The sequence below is a fragment of the Streptomyces graminofaciens genome (assembly GCF_030294945.1).
Lineage (GTDB): Bacteria > Actinomycetota > Actinomycetes > Streptomycetales > Streptomycetaceae > Streptomyces > Streptomyces graminofaciens.
The window spans coordinates 7,557,796-7,576,918 of record NZ_AP018448.1 but is presented as its reverse complement, the minus strand read 5'-3'; the positions used below and the strand labels follow the sequence as shown (position 1 = coordinate 7,576,918).

General features: G+C 70.5%; 12 protein-coding genes, 1 tRNA gene and 1 pseudogene. 3 read left to right on the top strand and 11 right to left on the bottom strand.

Translation table 11 applies throughout. The annotated features are described in order from the left end of the window. Positions 1 to 36: 36 nt before the first annotated feature. The 5 genes from SGFS_RS33250 to SGFS_RS33230 all read right to left on the bottom strand — a co-directional run bounded on the left by SGFS_RS33250 (position 37) and on the right by SGFS_RS33230 (position 6,169). Positions 37 to 1,176, bottom strand: a complete 1,140-nt coding sequence (locus SGFS_RS33250; RefSeq protein ID WP_286255779.1) for an ABC transporter permease — start codon at positions 1,174 to 1,176, stop codon at positions 37 to 39. Continuing rightward, positions 1,169 to 2,719, bottom strand: coding sequence for a sugar ABC transporter ATP-binding protein (locus SGFS_RS33245; protein WP_286255778.1), 1,551 nt, complete (start codon positions 2,717 to 2,719; stop codon positions 1,169 to 1,171). The genes SGFS_RS33250 and SGFS_RS33245 overlap by 8 nt, the downstream gene beginning before the upstream one ends. A 52-nt stretch (positions 2,720 to 2,771) precedes the next feature. Further along, on the bottom strand, positions 2,772 to 3,815 hold the full coding sequence (locus SGFS_RS33240; RefSeq protein WP_286255777.1) for a sugar ABC transporter substrate-binding protein: 1,044 nt from the start codon (positions 3,813 to 3,815) through the stop codon (positions 2,772 to 2,774). Between the two features lie 141 nt (positions 3,816 to 3,956). After that, the gene (locus SGFS_RS33235) at positions 3,957 to 4,724 is read right to left on the bottom strand and encodes an SDR family NAD(P)-dependent oxidoreductase (RefSeq protein ID WP_286255776.1); all 768 of its coding nucleotides are present in this window, start codon (positions 4,722 to 4,724) and stop codon (positions 3,957 to 3,959) included. Beyond that, entirely contained in the window at positions 4,721 to 6,169 is a 1,449-nt protein-coding gene (locus SGFS_RS33230; protein ID WP_286255775.1) for an L-fuconate dehydratase, read from the bottom strand. The genes SGFS_RS33235 and SGFS_RS33230 overlap by 4 nt, the downstream gene beginning before the upstream one ends. A gap of 180 nt (positions 6,170 to 6,349) precedes the next feature. Here SGFS_RS33230 and SGFS_RS33225 point away from each other — a divergent pair. The 3 genes and pseudogenes from SGFS_RS33225 to SGFS_RS33215 all read left to right on the top strand — a co-directional run. Continuing rightward, a pseudogene (locus tag SGFS_RS33225) lies at positions 6,350 to 6,639 on the top strand (IS701 family transposase); the annotation flags it as partial. 424 nt (positions 6,640 to 7,063) lie between these two features. Beyond that, positions 7,064 to 7,519 (top strand): hypothetical protein, encoded by a 456-nt coding sequence (locus SGFS_RS33220; protein WP_286255774.1) that lies wholly within the window; start codon positions 7,064 to 7,066, stop codon positions 7,517 to 7,519. Between the two features lie 7 nt (positions 7,520 to 7,526). Further along, positions 7,527 to 7,718, top strand: coding sequence for a hypothetical protein (locus tag SGFS_RS33215; RefSeq protein ID WP_286255772.1), 192 nt, complete (start codon positions 7,527 to 7,529; stop codon positions 7,716 to 7,718). Positions 7,719 to 8,542: 824 nt separating this feature from the next. Here SGFS_RS33215 and SGFS_RS33210 read toward each other — a convergent pair. From SGFS_RS33210 to SGFS_RS33185, 6 genes are all read right to left on the bottom strand, one after another. Further along, positions 8,543 to 8,616: transfer RNA gene (locus tag SGFS_RS33210), tRNA-Thr, on the bottom strand. A 133-nt stretch (positions 8,617 to 8,749) separates the two neighbouring features. Continuing rightward, positions 8,750 to 10,345: an alpha/beta hydrolase gene (locus SGFS_RS33205; RefSeq protein WP_286255771.1), complete on the bottom strand. Its 1,596-nt coding sequence runs from the start codon at positions 10,343 to 10,345 to the stop codon at positions 8,750 to 8,752. A 128-nt stretch (positions 10,346 to 10,473) separates the two neighbouring features. Then, on the bottom strand, positions 10,474 to 11,679 hold the full coding sequence (locus tag SGFS_RS33200) for a DNA polymerase III subunit delta' (RefSeq protein ID WP_286255770.1): 1,206 nt from the start codon (positions 11,677 to 11,679) through the stop codon (positions 10,474 to 10,476). A 416-nt stretch (positions 11,680 to 12,095) separates the two neighbouring features. After that, positions 12,096 to 15,365, bottom strand: coding sequence for a dTMP kinase (gene tmk / locus SGFS_RS33195; protein WP_286255769.1), 3,270 nt, complete (start codon positions 15,363 to 15,365; stop codon positions 12,096 to 12,098). A 388-nt stretch (positions 15,366 to 15,753) separates the two neighbouring features. After that, positions 15,754 to 18,606 carry a type I DNA topoisomerase gene (gene topA, locus SGFS_RS33190; protein WP_286255768.1) on the bottom strand — a complete coding sequence of 951 codons (2,853 nt, stop codon included), beginning with the start codon at positions 18,604 to 18,606 and terminating at the stop codon, positions 15,754 to 15,756. Between the two features lie 312 nt (positions 18,607 to 18,918). After that, entirely contained in the window at positions 18,919 to 19,116 is a 198-nt protein-coding gene (locus tag SGFS_RS33185; RefSeq protein ID WP_286255767.1) for a hypothetical protein, read from the bottom strand. Positions 19,117 to 19,123 lie beyond the last annotated feature (7 nt).

Genomic DNA, 19,123 nt, shown 5'->3' with positions numbered 1-19,123 from the left:
CCACTCCTGGGCCTCGCTCCACTCCTGGCCCTCGCTCTACTCCTGGCCCTCGCCGGTGGTGAGCCGGGCGATCATCAGCGCCACCAGGATGATCGCGCCGTAGATGGCCTGGATCCAGAAGGACGACACCTGCGCCAGGGTGAGCAGGTTCTCCAGCATGCCCAGCAGCAGGACCCCGAGCAGCGCCCCGGCCAGGGATCCCTTGCCGCCGTTCAAGCTGATGCCGCCGATGACAGCGGCCGCGAACACGGTGAAGATCAGGCCCTGTCCCTGATTGGCGTTGATCGCCCCGACCCGTCCGGCGATCACCAGACCGGCCACCGCGGCCAGCGTCCCGCCGATGATCAGAACTCCCCAGGCCACCCGTTCGACCCGGATGCCCGCCGCCCGCGCCGCGGGGGCGTTGCCGCCCACCGCGTACACCGCGCGTCCCAGCCGGTGGTAACGCAGCGCCCACCCGGCGACGGCGAAACAGGCGCCGGTCACCCACACGGAGACGGGGACGCCGAGCCAGTTGTCGGACCCGAGGGCCAGGAACGCGGCGGGGGCGTCGAACAGGGTCTTGCCGGACACCATGCCGACCAGGACCCCGCGCAGCACGATGTTCATCGCCAGGGTCACGATGAATCCGTTGAGCTGGAGCTTGACGATCAGCAGACCGTTCACGGCCCCGATCAGCGCCCCGGTGAGCGGAATGATCAGCAGGCCGAACCAGGTGGGCAGATCGCTGCCGAACCCCGCCGAGGCGGCCGGGATCACGGCCATGAAGCCGAGGGCCGGGGCGAGCCCCGCGATCGATTCCAGCGAGAGGTCCATCTTGCCGCTGATCAGGATCATCGCCTCGGCGAGCACCAGCAGTCCGAGCGCCGAGGAGGCGCTGAGCACATTCAGCAGGTTGTCCCGCTCCAGGAAGCTCTCGTTGCTGACCGCACCGATGACCAGCAGCAGGAGCACCGCGGGCAGCAGCGCCAGGTCCCGGATCCGCCCCAGGGCGATCGCGCGGACGGGGCGGCGGGCCGCTCTGTCCGGCCCGCCACCGGACGTCGGGCCACCGGACGTCGGGCCATCGTTCGCCGGGCCACCGTTCATCGGACCGCCGTTCATCGGACCGCCGTTCGCCGGGCCACCGTTCGCCGGGCCACCGTTCGTCGGGCCGTTCGGCGCGGTGTCATTCATGGCCGGTGCCGACCCCTTCGATCGAGGCCACCAGTTCTTCGTCGGTCCAGCCGACGCTGTACTCGGCGGCGAGAGAGCCGTTGAACATCACCAGGACGCGGTCGCAGCTCCGCAGGTCCGCCAGCTCGTCCGAGACGACGAGTGCCGCGCGTCCCGCGGCCCTGGCCCGGTCGACGACCGACAGCAGCGCCCGCTTGGACTGCACGTCGACACCCGCCGTCGGATTGATGAGCACCAGTACCCCCGGGTCGGTGGCCAGCGCCCGGCCCATGACGACCTTCTGCTGGTTACCGCCCGACAGGTCCTTGACCGGCTGGTCCGGGCCGCCCGTCGTGATGTCGAGACCGGTGATCGTCCGCCGGGCGATGGCGTCCCGGGCCGGGCGTGAGATCACGCCCAGCCGCCCCAGCCGGTCCATGATGGTCATGGAGGCGTTCTCCGCCACCGACAGTTCCGGTACCAGCCCTTCGTGGTGCCGGTCGCGCGGCACACAGCCCACGCCCGCCGCGAGCGCCGAGGGGACGCTGCCAGGCCGCGTCGGACGGCCGAGAACCTCGATCCGCCCGCTGTCGGGCCGGTACAGCCCGGCGAGCGCCTCGGCGACCTGATGGCTCCCGGAGCCCGCGAGCCCGGTCAGCCCCACCGTCTCGCCGGACCGGATGGCGAAGCTGACGTCCGTGAAATGCGGGCCGCTCAGCCGGTCCACCCGTACGGCCACGGGCGCGTCCGCAGCCCGCGACCGGATCGCGCCGAAGCCGGGAGCCGCACCCGCGCCCCGCCCTCCGGTCATCGCCTCGACGAGTTGGGTCCTGCCCAGCTCGCCCACGGGCGCCGTGGTGATCCAGCGGGCGTCCCGGAAGACGGTGACGACCTGGCAGACGGCGTAGACCTCCTCCAGGTGGTGGGAGATGTAGAGAAAGGTGATCCCGGCCCGCTGCAACCGCCGGACATGGGTGAACAGGCGGTCGATCGCCCGGCTGTCCAGCTGGGCGGTCGGCTCGTCCAGAATGATGAACCGGGTTCCGCGCGAGATCGACCTCGCGATCTCCACCATCTTGGCGTCCTCGACGGTGAGCCCGCCGGCCGGCACGTTCTCGTCGACCTCCACACCCCATTCGTCCAGCAGCTCGCGGGCCGCCGCACGCATCCGCCGCCAGCTGATCACCTGGCCGCGTCCCGTGGGTTGCCGGTTGACGTACAGGTTCTCGGCGACGGTGAGGTCAGGGATGATCGTCGACTGCTGGTAGACGCAGGCGACCCGCCGCTGCCACGCCTCGCGGTCCGCCAGGCCGGGCGCGGGTTCGCCGTCGAACAGCACAACGCCGCGGTCCGGCCGCTGCAGTCCGGTCAGGATGGCCACCAGCGTCGACTTGCCGGCCCCGTTACGGCCGACCAGGGCGTGCGACTCACCGGCCCGGACGGCGATCCGCACGCCGTCCAAGGCCACGGTGGGCCCGTAGCGCTTGTGGATCCCGCGGGCCTCGGCCACCGCGCGGCGGCCGCCGCCATCGGCGCGGGGGTGGGTCGGTGGCGTCCGGTTCATCGCCGTCTCGCTTCCTGGGGGCCCGGGGAGACGGTCTCCCGGGTCACCCGGGTCAGGAGCTCTTGCCGATCTGGTTGCCCCACAGCGACGCGTCGTCGACGTTGTCCTCGGTCACCAACGGTGCCGACAGCTGGTCCTCCAGAATTCCGCTGGGCAGCCGGACGATGGTGCTGTCGTGGTCGGTCGGGCCCGGGCGGAAGGTCTCGCCCTCCATCGCCCGCTTGATGTAGTAGATGCCGTATTTGGCGTACTGGTCGGCCGGCTGGGAGACGGTCGCATCGATCAGGCCCTCGCGGATCGCATCCAGCTCCTGCGGGATGCCATCGTTGGAGACGATCACGATGTGCCCGGGACTACCGGCCGCCACCAGCGCGTCGTGCCGCCGCAGCGTGCTCAACGTGGGGGCCAGATACACGCCGCCGGCCTGCATGTAGATGCCCTTGATATCGGGGTTGGCGGTGTACAGCGCCTCCAGACCGGCCGCCGCCCTCTCCGCCTTCCAGACGGCGGGAATGTCCAGCACCCTGATGCCTGGGTAGTTCTTCTTGATGCACGCGCTGAACGCCTCCGACCGGTCCCGCCCGTTGATCGACGCCAGATCGCCCTGGATCTGTACGACCTTGCCCGTCTTCACCGCGTCGCCGATGTGCCGACAGGCCTTCTCCCCATAGGCACGGTTGTCGGCCCTGACCACCATCGCGACCTTGCCCTTGTCCGGCGCCACATCGACGGCGACCACCGGCACGTCCTTGGCTTGCGCGGCATTCAGCCCGGCGACGATCGCCGCGGAGTCCAGCGGCGAGACGACCAGGCCCTTCGCGTTCTGGGCGAGCAGATTCTGGATGTCGGTGATCTGTTTGCTCGGATCGGAGTCGGAGTTCACCGTCTGAAGCAAGCGGACGTCCTGGGCGGCGGCCTGCTTGGGGATGTAGGAGTCGTACGACTCCCAGAACGGTGAGGTGAGCAGCGGCAGCACCACCCCGACCTTGCCCGAAGCGGTGTTGTCGGTGCTGCTCGTGCCCCCGTCGCAGGCGGTGACGGCCGGCCCGCAGCCGAGTGCGAGGGCTGTTCCGACGGCGGCGATGCGTCGCTTCATGGTGCTCGGCTCCGAGTGAGTGGTCGGTGGTCGGTCATGTCAGTGATCAGTGGTCAGTGGTTGGCTCGTCAGTGATCAGTGGTCAGTGGTCACTGATTCAGTGGTTGGTGGTTGGTGGTTGGTGGTTGGTGGTTGGTCATGTCAGTGGAAGGAGTCCGGACGTGTGCGGATGCCCTGGATCCCTCCGTCCACGGCGAGTGCCGTCCCGGTGGTGGCACCGGCCAGCGGCCCGGCGAGATACGCGATGGCGTCCGCGACCTGCTGGGCGGTGACCAGGCGGCCGGTGGGCTGGCGGGCGATGAGAGCGGCGCGTTCGGCCGCCGGGTCGTCGGAGTGTTCGAGCAGCCGGCGCACCCAGGGGGTGTCCACGGTGCCTGGGTTGACGCAGTTGACCCGGATGCCCTCGCCGATGTGGTCGGCGGCCATCGCCAGGGTCAGCGCGAGCACCGCGCCCTTGCTGGCCGCGTACAGCGCCCGCTGCGGCAGCCCGGCCAGCGCCGCGACCGAGCAGGTGTTGACGATGGCCGCGCTGGGAGACCGGCGCAGATACGGCAGTGCCGCCCGGCTGGTGCGGACGATGCCGAGCACATTGATGTCCAACACGTGGTGCCATTCCTCGTCCGCGTTGTCCTCGACGGTGCCCTGGGCGCCGATGCCGGCGTTGTTGACCAGCACATCCAGGCCGCCGAACAGGTCCGCCACCCGGCTCACGGCGTCGGCCACCGATACGGCGTCCCCGACATCGGCCTGTACCGGGTGCAGCCACGCGGGCACGGGCCCGGGAACCCGGTCGAGCACCGCCACCCGGCACCCCCTCGCGGCCAGGGTCTCGGCGGTGGCCAGGCCGATCCCGGACGCCCCGCCGGTGACGACCGCGGTCAGCCCCTGGAATTCCTCCCCGCGGTTCATGCCGGGGGTCCTTCAGCCGGGGGATCGTCATACGGTCCGGGCGGGGACTCGTCGTACGGTCCGGCCGGGGGCTCGTCGTACGGTCCGGCCGGGGACTCGTCGTACGGTCCGGCCGGGGACTCGTCGTACGGGGTCTGCCAGGCGGCGCCGCCGGGGAACGCGTACGCGGCGAGCGACTCGGGCCGCATCGCCGAGCTGAAGCCGGGGGCGGTCGGGGCCGCGTACCGTCCCCGGACGATCACGACCGGGTCGAGGAAGTGCTCGTGCAGATGGTCGACATACTCGATGACCCGGTCCTGGAGGGTGCCGGAGACCGCCAGATAGTCGAACATCGCCAGATGCTGCACGAGCTCGCACAGGCCCACCCCGCCCGCGTGCGGGCACACCGGGATCCCGAACTTGGCCGCAAGCAGGAGGATCGCCAGGTTCTCGTTGACTCCCCCGACCCGGCAGGCGTCCAACTGCAGAAAGTCGAGCGCGTCCGCCTGGAGCAGTTGCTTGAACATCACCCGGTTGTGCACATGTTCGCCCGCCGCCACCCGCACCGGCGCCACCTGCCGGCGGATCGCCGCGAGACCGAGAATGTCGTCCGGGCTGGTCGGCTCCTCGATCCAGTAAGGGTCGAACTCCGCCAGCCGCCGGATCCACCCGACCGCCTCATCGACCCCCCAGCGCTGATTGGCGTCCAGCGCCATCCGCACCCCGGGGCCGATCGTCCCCCGCGCGGTACGGCACCGCCGCTCATCGTCACCCAGATCGGCGCCGACCTTGAGTTTGATCTGCGTGAACCCACTGTCCACGGCCTCCCGGGCCAACCCGGCGACCTTGCTGTCCGGGTAACCGAGCCAGCCGGGAGACGTGGCATACGCCGGATACCCCTCGGCGAGCAGCCGCTCCTCCCGCTCCCCCATCCCGCTCCGCGCCCGCCGCAGAATCCCCAGCGCCTCATCGGGGGTCAGCGCGTCCTCCACATAACGGAAGTCGATCAACGCGACCACCTGCTCCGGCGCGAGGTCGGCCAGCAGCTTCCACAGCGGCTTCCCCTCCCGCTTCGCGCACAGATCCCATACGGCGTTCACCACGGCCCCGATGGCCATGTGCACCACGCCCTTCTCCGGCCCCAGCCACCGCAGCTGACTGTCGCCGACGAGCGAGCGCCAGAACCCCCCGAGGTCGGACAGGACCTCTCCCAGCCGCAGCCCCACCACATGGGAACGCAACGCGTTGATCGCCGCCACCTCGACCTCATTGCCCCGGCCGATGGTGAAGCAGAACCCATGCCCCTCCAGCCCGTCCCCGACATCGGTGCGGACGATCACATATGCCGCCGAATAATCCGGATCGGGATTCATCGCGTCCGACCCCTCAAGCCGACGAGACGTGGGAAACCGGATGTCGTAGGCGTCCAGCGCCGTGATCCGCCCGCGCGTCGGGTGGGGCCTCATGGCAGGCGGCTCATCGACGTCATCGGAAGGACTCCAGAGAATCAGGCCAGACGGCAAGCATGGACACCCAAATGACTGTATATCGCCCAAAAGCCCCGACCGCGCTACCGCACGCCTGTGTCTCCGAGGGTTGGTACGGCACGGCGCCTGTCGTGATCGCCGACCGGCTCGACCATCGATGTGACCACGGGTGGGGACCGTGCCGATGCCAGGTCGCGAGCCGACGAACCGGGCGCTCCGCCCGAGCGGTTCGCGCACCGGTTCAACTGGGAGGAGCCACGCCAGTCGGCCCCGGCCCACCTGCGGGCCCGATCGCTCCGCCGGACCGGAGGAACTGCTGGACACGTGCGGAGGAGACCGGACACGCGAGTCCCGCTCGCATCCACCGGTTACCGAACCGGATCGAGTGGGACGCCGACGAGATCCTGGACGACGTACGCGGTTACCTCGTCGAGCACGCCGGAGCTCGCCGCAGCCGGCCTGCACGGCCACACATACGCCCTCGACGCCCTCCCCGTGCCTGATCGTCTCCACCCATGCTTCCGAAGCAGGGGCTCTGCGACACGGCCCACGACCGCTTGCCTCGGAGTCACCGCGAAGTGTCTCCCACAAGGCGCTGACGTGCTCCGCGTCGCTCACTCGGCGCGAGGCATACAGCGGATCGCTGCCAAAATCGCGTTGCGGATCTACGCCGTCGAGGCCCGCTCCGTGACGTGGGTCGTCCAGATGAGGGCTGTAGTGCAAATCCAGGCTGTCATGAACGCTTCTTCTGGTCAGCCGGTCGTTCGCTGATCACACAGCCAGTGAATCGACCGGTAATCGTGCAACTGGCCGCTACAAACGTGGTTGTCCCAGGTGCTCATCACGAGATCACCAGAAAGGACTGCCTTGGTCATGCAGTACGTCGCGCGCCTCACCACGGCTCTGGCCGCCGCAGGAGCACTTGTCCTCACCACACCGACCGGTGCGCAAGCCAGCGCGATCGGGTCAACCCCCGTACGCACCTTCGAGTACAGCGTAGGTGGTGTTGACGATGAAGGTGCCGACTGCATGTTCACGCACATCGTCCGAGGGAGCGGCAGGAAAATCACGTACCAGAACGCCGGAGTCGACTGTGCGTTCGTCGGAGCGCTGAGCAGCGGTTTCTGCAACTGGCGTATCGACTTCACCTATGCCGACACCAACAACCGGCTCTATCGCACGTCTCGCGGGAAGACGCACAGCGAGTGCAAGATCGACCCGATGCGGAACAACTCTCCCCAGACGCTGCCTCGTTATGGCAAGGCGTGCGCCCACCTCTACGTCAACGGAGTGCGGTGTGTGAGTCAGTGTCACCACATCACGAAGTGAGTTGTTCATGATCGAGCAGCAAAAGGGACCGAATTCGGACCAGGGTTTGAAAACACGGCGGCGTCGGGCCGGGATCGCCGCGTTCCTCGTGGGCCTCGTCGCCACGCTCGCCTTCTGCGCCTTCCTCCCCGGACTGCCTCACGTCATTGACTGGGGGGCAATTCTCGTGTCCCTCGCCGTGGGCGGACTTGCTCGATGAGGCTGCCAGTCCTGGATCACGAGAACGGCAATGGAGAAGACTGAACGCATGTGATCGCCTCGATGGAGCCAGGCATGAGGCTCCATCGAGCCCCTCCGACGCATCGTCGGTGCGCAGGCTCGCTACTGCGCAGGTTGACCAAACGGCCAAGTCCGGGCCGCAGTCGCCGCTGCATCCGCCTCGGGACCAACCAGCGCACACCTGCCGCTGCTACCACCGCGACACCGAGGATCACCGGGACCACTCGGCACGTCCGCCCAGTTGGCCTGAATACACACGCAGAAGGAATGAGCTTGCCACGCTCGTCCAGGAGCGCCAGCGGTAAAGGCCAGGGGGCCGACCGCTTCCGGTCCCAGCCCGCGCATGCTGCATGGCGGCACTCACCAGGTCAGGCAACCGACTCTCCCAGGCGCCCTGCACGCGCGGCGGGAACCCCAACCGCGACCAAAGCTCCGCAAGGAACCGCCCGTTCAGGAGCGTCCGCAAATCCTCAATGTGCATCGCCTCGCGGATGACGGTCTCGTAGAACATGCGGGGTCGACATCGTCCGCCAAGTTGTAGGACCCTTCGCACGACCTGTTCGAGTAGCCACGAGCGAGGGAGCCACCGATCGCGCACGGGCTCCGCTTCCCCCAGTCCAGCACTGCACCGATGCGCTCCCCTTGCGCATCTCGTGGGCTCAAATGCCGCCAGCCGTTCCGGAGAGTGAACTCTTCGACCTACCCGTTCCAACACGTAGGTCGAAGGGGGTTTCCGCGAACATGTTCCATGGTCAAGGGAAAGAAAAACTGCAGGTCAACAGCGTGACCTGCAGTTCTCTTCGGAGCCGCCTTCGGGATTCGAACCCGAGACCTACGCATTACGAGTGCGTTGCTCTGGCCATCTGAGCTAAGGCGGCGCGCTGTCTGCACCATGGTGCGATCAGCAACGTCGGTAAGTCTACACAGTTTCCGGAGTGCTCCGAACCAACCCCCGGGGCGCCCCGAAGGGGCCCCGGAGGCGGGTCGGCGAACCGTCGGCCGAGACGGTGCTCACGGCTGTGAGCAGCGCTTCCCTTCGACCGGCGGAGTGCCGCGCAGCAGGTACGCGTTGATCGTCGCGTCGATGCACTCGCTGCCGCGGCCGTACGCCGTGTGTCCGTCGCCCTCGTAGGTGAGGAGGCGGGCGGAGGAGAGCTGGGAGGCTAGGGCGCGGGCCCAGTGGTAGGGAGTCGCCGGGTCCCGGGTGGTGCCGACCACGACGATCGGCGCGGCGCCCTTCGCCTCGATGCGCTGCGGCTTGCCCGTCGGCGCGACCGGCCAGTACGCGCAGTTCAGGGAGGCCCAGGCGAGGGCACGGCCGAAGACGGGCGATGCCTTCTCGAAGTCGGGGACGGCAGCCTCGGCCTGGTCGGAGGTCGCGAAGGCCGCGGGCAGGTCGAGGCAGTTCACGGCGGCGTTGGCGTACATCAGGTTCGAGTAGGTGCCGCTCGCGTCGCGCTCGTAGTAGCCGTCCGCGAAGGCGAGCAGGCCGGTGCCGTCCTCTTCGCGGATCGCATCGGTGAGGGCCTGGCGCAGCCGGGGCCAGGAACCCTCGTCGTACATCGCGGCGATCACGCCCGTGGTGGCGAGGGATTCGCCCAGTTGGCGGCCATCCGTGTCGCCGGTCACGAGCGGCTGCGAGTCCAACCGTTCGAACAGGGCCTTCAGGTTCTCGCCGACCTGTGCCGTCGTGCGCCCCAACGGGCAGTCCCTCTGGCTCACGCAGTCCTTCGCGAAGGACCGGAAGGCCGTCTCGAAGCCCGCCGTCTGCTCCTCGTTGAGCTTGCGGGCGGACAGCGTCGGGTCGAGCGCGCCGTCCAGGACCAGTCGGCCCACACGGTCGGGGAACAGCCCGGCGTACGTCGCACCGAGGAACGTCCCGTACGACGCGCCCACGTACGTCAGCTTCTTGTCGCCCAGCACCGCGCGCAGGACGTCCATGTCGCGGGCGGCCTCGACCGTGGAGATGTGCCGCAGCAGCTTCGGATACCGCTGCCCGCACCCCTCCGCGAACTTCTTGAACGCGGCGACGACCTGTGCCTTCTCCCCCTGGTCGTCGGGTGTGAGGTCGGTCTGCGTGAACGTGTCCATCTGGCGGCCGGTGAGGCATTCCACCGGCTCGCTGCCGGCGGCGCCGCGCGGGTCGACGGCAACCATGTCGTAGCGGGCGCGGATCTGTGACGGGTAGGCGATGCCCGCGTACCCGTGGAGGTAGCCGACCGCCGAGCCACCCGGGCCGCCCGGGTTGACCAGCAGCGAGCCGAGGCGCTCGCCGGGGCCGGAGGCCTTTCTGCGCGAGACGGCCAGCTTGATGTCGCCGTCGGCCGGCTTCGCGTAGTCGAGGGGCGCCTTCATCGTGGCGCATTGGAAACCTGGGGCGTTGGCGCAGTCGCGCCAGCTCAGGTTCTGTTCGTAGTACGGGGCCAGCGTCGACGGGGTCGAGCGGGGCAGCGCGCCCAGCGCCACCGTGCCCGCCGCGTCCGCGGTCGCCGCCGAACTCGAACCGCCCGAGGAACAGGCCGAGACGAGAAGGGCGGCGACGGCGAACAACGCGCCGCCGGTACGACGCAGGGACCGATCCGGCCGAGGAGTACGCCTGATGTGCATCTCGCGAGAGTAACCATCAGCGACGCCATGGTCACCAACAGCAACGCCCGCTCCTCGTACGAGTGACGCCGTCAACCCGCCGACAGCCTCGCGGTCGCCGACGCCGGACGGAGGCTCGCGGCCACGACTCATCCCGCCCGCAGCGCCATCGTCATCGCCTCCACCGCCAGCAGCGGGGCCACATTGCGGTCGAGGGCCTCCCGGCACGCGCCGACCGCGTCGATCCGCCGTAGCGTCGCCTCCGGCGTCGTACCGCGCGCGACCCGCTCCAGGGCGTCCTGCACCTCGGTGTTGGCGATGGCGACCCGGGACCCGAGCTGGATGACGAGCACATCGCGGTAGAAACCCGTCAGCTCGCTCAGAGCCAGGTCCAGGCTGTCGCGCTGCGCGCGCGTTCTGCGCCGCTTCTGCTTGTCCTCCAGGTCCTTCATCACACCCGCCGTACCGCGCGGCATACGCCCGCCCTGCACCGCGCCGAGCGCAGCCTTCAGCTCCTCGGTCTCCTTGGTGTCGACCTCCTCGGCGAGCTGCTTGGACGCCTCGGACGCCGCGTCCACCAGCTCCTGCGCGGCCTTGAGGCATCCGCCGACGTCCTCGACCCGCAACGGCAGCTTCAGCACGGCGGCTCGCCGCTCCCGCGCCCGCGGGTCGGTGGCCAGCCGCCGGGCCCGCTCGATGTGCCCCTGAGTGGCCCGCGCCGCCATGGCCGCGGCCTGCGGCTCGATCCCCTCACGCCGTACGAGCATGTCGGCGACCGCGTCCACCGCGGGCGTGAGCAGCCCGACATGCCGGCACCGCGAGCGAATGGTCGGCAGCACATCCTCCAGCGACGGCGCGCACAGCAACCAGACCGTACGGGGAGCGGGCTCCTCGACCGCCTTCAGCACCGCGTTCGCCGACTTCTCGTTCAGCCGCTCGGCGTCCTCGACGAGGATGATCTGCCAGCGCCCGATCGCCGGCGAGGTGTACGACTTGCGGACGGTGTCCCGCATGTCCTCGGCGAGGATCTGCGTGCCCACGGCCGCGACGGTCGTGACGTCGGCGTGGGTGCCCACCAGCGCCGTATGACACCCGTCGCAGAACCCGCACCCCGGGCCCCCGCCGAGCGCACGGTCCGGACTCACGCACTGCAGCGCCGCCGCGAACGCCCGCGCCGCCGTGTTCCGCCCGGCCCCCGGCGGTCCCGTGAACAACCAGGCATGCGTCATCTTCGACGCCTCGGGAGGCGGCGCCCCGGTCGCGGCCGCGGTGACGATGGCATCGGCGTCCCGCGCGGCGGCGTCCAGCTGCGCGCTCAGCATCTCCTGCCCGACCAGGTCGTCCCACACCGTCACGGGCCACCACCTTTCCGTCCCATTTCACCTCTCCGCGCCCATTGTGCGTGACCCCACTGACAACGGGCCCCGCGAGCGAAGCAGCTGTGCACATCGCCGCCGTCCGCCTTCACACATCGGCCCCTGCACTACTGCTGGGCGGGGGCAGGTCGCGCGGCCCGGCGCCAACGGCGTGCCGCTGCGCCCACCCACCCGTGCCACGCCGCGCCGGCGGCACGACTGCCCGCAGCCAGAACGGTGAGTCAGCCGAGTACGCACGGAAGGGAGGATGCCGGGGGTGTCCGCCGGCAGCGGCCCACGCGGCAACCAGTCGGGCTTTCAGCAGCAGACCGATTCCGCGCCGGACCGAGGACGGATACCGAGGCGCGCCCCGACCCCGTACGGCCGCGCGGGCGAGCCACCCCCCAACGAGGGACTCAGCCCCGCCGCCGCCAGCCCCGCCCCCGCCCCTCGTCGGAGTCGTCGTCGTGCGGTCCCAGCAACTCGTCCGCCAGACTCGGCAGGTCGTCCAGCGGAGTCTCCTCGGCCCAGTCGGACCGCGGCCGGCGCCGTGGCGCCCCGTCGTCGTCCAGCTGAGGCAGCTCACGTGTCCGGTCCTCCGCCCCGTCGGGCGCGGGCGTGGGCCGCTCGTCCCGGAAGTACCCGGGCGGCACCCGGTCCTCCCGTACGGGCGGAAGCACAGCCGTCTCGTCGGCCGCTTCCGAGGGCACTGGCGGCAACACAGCGGTCTCGTCCTCGAACCGGGACCGGGCGGGCACCGGCGGCTGCGGCAGCTTCGCGGTCGTCTCCGAGTCCGACCCACCGTCCCGCACCGGCGGCAGCACAGCCGTCTCGTCCTCCGCCGGACCTACCGGCCGCTTCGTCATCACCACCGGCGTAGGCACAGTCACCGCCTCATCGGCCCCGGCCCCAGCCCCAGCCCCAGCACCGGAGGAACCGGCCTCAGCCGCGCGCCGCGCCTCCTCAGCCCGCAGCAACGCCTCCTCCGCAAGCCGCTGCTGCTCCAGCCGCCGCGCGTCCGCCTCAGCCTTCAGGCGCTGCTCCTCCACGGCCTCGGCCCGCCGCCGCTCCTCCTCAGCGGCCCGCACCCGAGCCGCCTCAACCCGCCGCTGCTCCTGCTCGGCACGCTGCCGAGCCTCCTCGGCACGCCGCCGCTCTTCCTCCTCGGCGAGCCGCCGAGCCTCCTCGGCGCGACGACGCTCCTCCTCCGCCCTACGACGCTCCTCCTCGACGCGCCGACGCTCCTCCTCCGCGGCCCGCGCCTTCTCCTCGGCGATGAGCCGCGCACGCTCCTCCTCGGCCCGGCGAAGCGCTTCCTCGGCCCGCTGCCGGGCCTCCTCCGCCTGCCGCTCGGCCTCGCGCCGCTGCGCCTCCTCCAGTTCGCGCCGCTTGCGCTCTTCCTCCTCGGCGCGCAGCCGGGCGAGCTGCTCCTGGCGCTCGCGCTCCAGCCGCTCCTCCTCGGCCTTGCGGGCGGCCTCTTCCTCGGCCCGGCGTCGGGCCTCCTCCTCGGCCTTGCGCCGCGCATCCTCCTGCGCCTTCACCTCGGCCTCGGAGAGCGGCAGCACCACGTCGAGCCGGTGCCGGATGACCGTCGTGACCGCCTCCGGGTCCTGTCCGGCGTCGACGACCAGATACCGCCCGGCATCCGCGGCGGCCAGCGTCAGGAAACCGGACCGCACGCGCGCGTGAAACTCGGCCGGCTCGGACTCCAGCCGGTCCGGCGCCTCGGTGAACCGCTCCCGAGCCGTCTCCGGCGGCACGTCAAGGAGCACCGTCAGATGCGGCACCAGCCCATCCGTCGCCCACCGCGAGATACGGGCGATCTCCGTGGGCGAAAGGTCACGCCCGGCCCCCTGATAGGCCACCGACGAGTCGATGTACCGGTCCGAGATCACCACCGCGCCCCGCTCCAGCGCGGGCCGCACCACGGTGTCCACGTGCTCGGCACGGTCCGCCGCGTACAGCAGGGCCTCGGCCCGGTGCGACAGCCCGGCGCTCGACACGTCCAACAGGATCGACCGCAGTCGCTTCCCCACCGGCGTGGCGCCCGGCTCGCGCGTCACCACGACCTCGTGTCCCTTGGCCCGGATCCACTCGGAGAGCGCCTCGACCTGGGTGGACTTCCCGGCGCCGTCACCGCCCTCGACGGCGATGAAGAACCCGGACTCGGCGGGCGCCTGGACCGGATCGTCCCCGCCCAGCAGCGCGTCCCGGAGATCCTTTCGCAGCGGCACCCCGGAGCGGTCGTCGACCTTGGCGAGCACCAGCGCGGCCACGGGCAGCAGCAGCGCGCCGACCAGCATCAGGGTGAAGGCGGCGCCCCCGTGGGCGAACACGAACTTGCCGCTCTCCAGCCGGTGCGGCCCGATCACGGCGGCGACGAGGGGCGCGATGAGCGCCGCCAGCGCCACGCACACCCGTACGACCGCCTGCAGGTGCTCGGTCGTACGCGCGCGCCGGAAGTCCTCGGCCTCCTGGTCGAGCAGCGCGTGGCCGGTGTTGGCCGCGATCCCGGCGCCGACGCCGGCCAGCCCCATGATCAGCACCACGCTCGTCACGTCGGGCACGAGCCCGGCGGCGAGCAGCGCGACCCCGGTGAACGCGATGGCGAGGGCGAGCAGTCGGCGCCGCGACAGCGACGGCAGCACCGACTGAGCCCGGCGGATCCCGACAACGACACCGCCGGTCAGCGTCAGCACCAGCAGCCCGTACGTCACCGGGCCGCCGCCCAGGTCCTTGGCGTGCAGCACGGCTACGGCGGCAGCGGCGGCGACGGCGCCCGCGACGGCACCGCAGGCCAGCACCAGGAGCAGGATCGCGCCGGTACGGCCCTTGTCGACGCCGGTGCCCGTCTTCGGACGGCGCAGCCCCTCTAGCGGGGACCGCGCGCGCGGGGTGCGCGTCTTCGGCAGTTCGATGAACGTCACCACGGACAGCGAGGCCGCGAAGAGCCCGGCGGCGACGTACGACGCGAGGGCCGCCTGGTGCTGGCCGAACCAGTCGATCCCGGAGCCCAGCAGGTTGTTGAGGAGCGAGGCGATGATGAGCGCGGCGGCCGCGAGGGGCACCGCCACGAAACTCGTACGCAGTGCCAGGCGCCGCAGCGCGTCCATGTGGTCCGGCAGCGGCCGTACCGTCGCGCCCTCCAGCGGCGGCGCGGGCAGCAGCGCGGGGGCCGCGCTCTCGCGGCACACCGTCCAGAACCGCTCGGCGACACCGGCCACGAAGGCGGTCACCAGCAGCAGCGCGAGCGCGTTGTCCGGCGTCCAGTCGATCCACAGGGGCGCCACGATCAGCAGCAGCACCCGCAGGCCGTCCGCGCCGACCATGGTCCAGCGGCGGTCGAGCGGGCCCTCCTGCGAGGTCAGCGAGGTGAGCGGGCCGAGGAGGACGGCGCCGAAGAGCAGCGTCGCCAGGGCGCGCGTACCGAACACGGCGGCCACGGTGAGGGCCACGCCCCGGTACCCGCCCCCGAACGAGCCCTCGGCGATGGCTGTCTGGAAGGCGAGGAGGACCAGCACGAACAGTGCGAGGACGTCGCCCACTCCGCCCACGAGCTGTGCGCTCCACAGCCGTTTCAGCTGCGGCTGGCGCAGCAGGGCCCGCACGGCGCGCTCCCTGGAGTCGGCGACCAGGGCGTCGTCGGGGGCCGTGTGAGGGGCCGTTGGCTGCTCGGCTGGCGTCATGCTTTCAGCCTATCGGCACGCACCGACACCTCGAAGCGACGCTCGAACACACGCACACCGCATCACCAAGTCACGCAAAAGACACACGCTCAGCGAAGCAGGGGTGAAGATCCCAGCCACTTCGACGAACGGAAGCCACTCCAGGGGCGCGAGGAACTGCGCGACCGGCCGCACGAGATCCGCGGCCGCGAACACCCGCACCCCCGAGTTGCTAGGGCGTGTTTCGAAAGTCCCGTCTGCCCCGCGACGCCTGGCACGGCACCTCGCCGCGTTGTCGGGATCGTCCGCGTACACCCAGTACGCGGACGACCCTCCGCCTTGCGACGCACCGCACCAGACGCCGCGGGCCCCGCCGTCCTTGCGGACGACGCCACTTTCGAAACACGCCCTAGGCGTCTTCCCCTGACGCCGCAGCCTTCTTGGCGGGCGCGGCCTTCTTCGCCGCAGCCGTCTTGGAGGTCGCCGTCTTCTTCGCGGCAGCGGCCGTCTTGGAAGTCGCTGTCTTCTTCGCGGCAGTGGTCTTCTTCGCAACGGCCTTGGTCGCCGTCTTCTTCGCGGGCGCCTTCTTCGCCGTCTTCTTGACAGGAGCCTTCGCCCGCTTCTCCGCGAGCAGCTCGAACCCGCGCTCCGGCGTGATCGTCTCCACGCTGTCCCCGGACCGCAGCGTCGCGTTGGTCTCGCCGTCGGTGACGTACGGGCCGAAGCGGCCGTCCTTCACCACGACCGGCTTGGCGCTGACCGGGTCCGCGCCCAGCTCCTTCAGCGGCGGCTTGGCGGCGGCCCGGCCACGCTGCTTGGGCTGGGAGTAGATCTCCAGCGCCTCTTCGAGCGTGATCGTGAAGAGCTGGTCCTCGGTCTGCAGCGAACGCGAGTCCGTGCCCTTCTTCAGATACGGCCCGTACCGCCCGTTCTGCGCGGTGATCTCCTGGCCCTCGGCGTCGGCGCCGACGACCCGCGGCAGGGACATCAGCTTCAGCGCGTCGGCCAGCGTCACCGTGTCCAACGACATCGACTTGAACAGCGAGGCCGTACGCGGCTTCACGGCGTTCTTGCCGGTCTTCGGGGTGCCCTCGGGGAGCACCTCGGTGACGTACGGGCCGTAGCGGCCGTCGCGGGCGATGATCTGGTGGCCCGTCGCCGGGTCGGCGCCGAGCTCGAAGTCGCCGCTCGGCTTGGCGAGGAGTTCCTCGGCCAGCTCGACGCTCAGCTCGTCGGGAGCCAGGTCCTCGGGCACGTCCGCCCGCTGGTGGCCCTCGGCGTCCTTCTCGCCACGCTCGATGTAGGGGCCGTAGCGCCCGACGCGCAGCACGATGTTGTTGCCTACGGGGAACGACGACACCTCGCGCGCGTCGATCGCGCCCAGGTCGGTCACCAGCTCCTTCAGACCACCGAGGTGGTCCCCGTCGCCGTTGCCCGCCTCGGCGGCCGTGCCTGCGGGGGCTGTGCTCTCGCCGAAGTAGAACCGCTTCAGCCACGGCACCGCCTGGGCCTCGCCGCGCGCGATGCGGTCGAGGTCGTCCTCCATCTTGGCGGTGAAGTCGTAGTCGACGAGCCGCCCGAAGTGCTTCTCCAGGAGGTTGACCACGGCGAAGCTCAGGAAGGACGGCACGAGGGCCGTGCCCTTCTTGAAGACATAGCCACGGTCGAGGATCGTGCCGATGATCGACGCGTACGTCGACGGGCGGCCGATCTCGCGCTCTTCGAGCTCCTTGACCAGCGACGCCTCGGTGTAGCGGGCCGGGGGCTTGGTGGCGTGGCCGTCGACCGTGATCTCGTCGGCCGAGAGCGCGTCGCCCTCGGCGACCTGCGGCAGTCGGCGCTCGCGGTCGTCCAGCTCGGCGTTCGGGTCGTCGGCGCCCTCGACGTAGGCCTTCAGGAAGCCGTGGAAGGTGATCGTCTTGCCGGAGGCGCTGAACTCGGCGTCCCGGCCGTCGGCGGCGGTGCCACCGATCTTGACGGTCACGCTGTTGCCCGTCGCGTCCTTCATCTGGGAGGCGACCGTCCGCTTCCAGATCAGCTCGTAGAGCTTGAACTGGTCACCGGTCAGACCCGTCTCGGCGGGCGTGCGGAAACGATCACCCGAGGGGCGGATCGCCTCGTGCGCCTCCTGCGCGTTCTTGACCTTCCCGGCGTACGTACGCGGCTGCGCCGGCAGGTAGTCGGCGCCGTACAGCTGGGTGACCTGGGCGCGGGCGGCGGCCACGGCGGTGTCGCTCAGCGTCGTGGAGTCCGTACGCATATAGGTGATGAAGCCGTTCTCGTACAGCTTCTGCGCCACCTGCATCGTCGCCTTGGCCCCGAAGCCGAGCTTGCGCGAGGCCTCCTGCTGGAGCGTCGTCGTACGGAACGGGGCGTACGGCGAGCGGCGGTACGGCTTGGACTCGACCGAGCGGACCGAGAACCGCGTGTTCTCCAGGGCGGCGGCCAGCGCGCGGGCGTTCGCCTCGTCCAGGTGCAGGACGTTCGCGCCCTTGAGCTGCCCCAGCGAGTCGAAGTCGCGGCCCTGGGCGACACGCCGGCCGTCGACCGACTGGAGACGGGCGACCAGGGACGACGGGTCGGACGCGTCACCGGCGCGGCCGGTCCCGAAGGTGCCGGTCAGGTCCCAGTACTCGGCCGAGCGGAAGGCGATGCGCTCGCGCTCCCGCTCGACCACGAGCCGGGTCGCGACGGACTGGACGCGGCCCGCCGACAGCCGCGGCATGACCTTCTTCCACAGGACCGGCGAGACCTCGTAGCCGTAGAGGCGGTCGAGGATGCGGCGGGTCTCCTGGGCGTCGACCAGCTTCTGGTTCAGCTCGCGCGGGTTGGCGACGGCGGCCTGGATCGCGGCCTTGGTGATCTCGTGGAAGACCATCCGCTTGACCGGGACCTTGGGCTTGAGGACCTCCTGGAGGTGCCACGCGATGGCCTCGCCCTCGCGGTCCTCATCGGTGGCGAGGAAGAGCTCGTCGGATTCCTTCAGCAGGTCCTTGAGCTTCTTGACCTGCGCCTTCTTGTCCGCATTGACCACATAGACGGGCTGGAAGTCATGCTCGACGTCCACGCCGAGGCGGCGCACCTCGCCGGTGTACTGCTCGGGCACCTCCGCGGCACCGTTGGGAAGGTCGCGGATGTGCCCCACGCTCGCCTCGACGATGTAGCCGGGGCCGAGATAGCCCTTGATCGTCTTCGCCTTGGCAGGCGACTCGACGATGACGAGTCGGCGGCCGCCATTCGCGGTCTCGCTGGTCGGGGACAACTTCGCTCTTCTCTCCGGTCGACGCTGGGCCTCCCCAGGCCTTGGTCCCGGGGTCGGGTCACGCCCCCGGCGACTGATGCCTCACGCGAGGCACAGCCCTCGTTCCGGGGTCGGGTCATGCTGACGCTGCGGAGTGTGACGGTACATCCCGCCCCCGTGTCAAACGGGAAAAGCCCGCAACGGCCACTCGAACGGTAACCCGACTACCGCCATTCCTGCCGCCCGGCGTGTGCATCGATCCTTTCGGGCCGATGCGGAGGGTGATCTCTCAACTACCCCCTACCCTGCCCTGCCCCGGCCTCCGGAGCCCGCTCAGACGCGGCTGAGGCACCACGCGCCGAGCACGAGGGCGACGACCGCGACGACGCTCGCGAGGGTCGCGGATGTGACGGGGTGCACTCCGTGGGCGACGGGCTGCCCCTGTCGCAGCCGGGTCACGGTCCATGTCAGCAGCGCGCCCCCGAACAGGGCGAACACCGCTCCCGCGAACATCGCCGGTCCGCTCTCCATGTCCCGT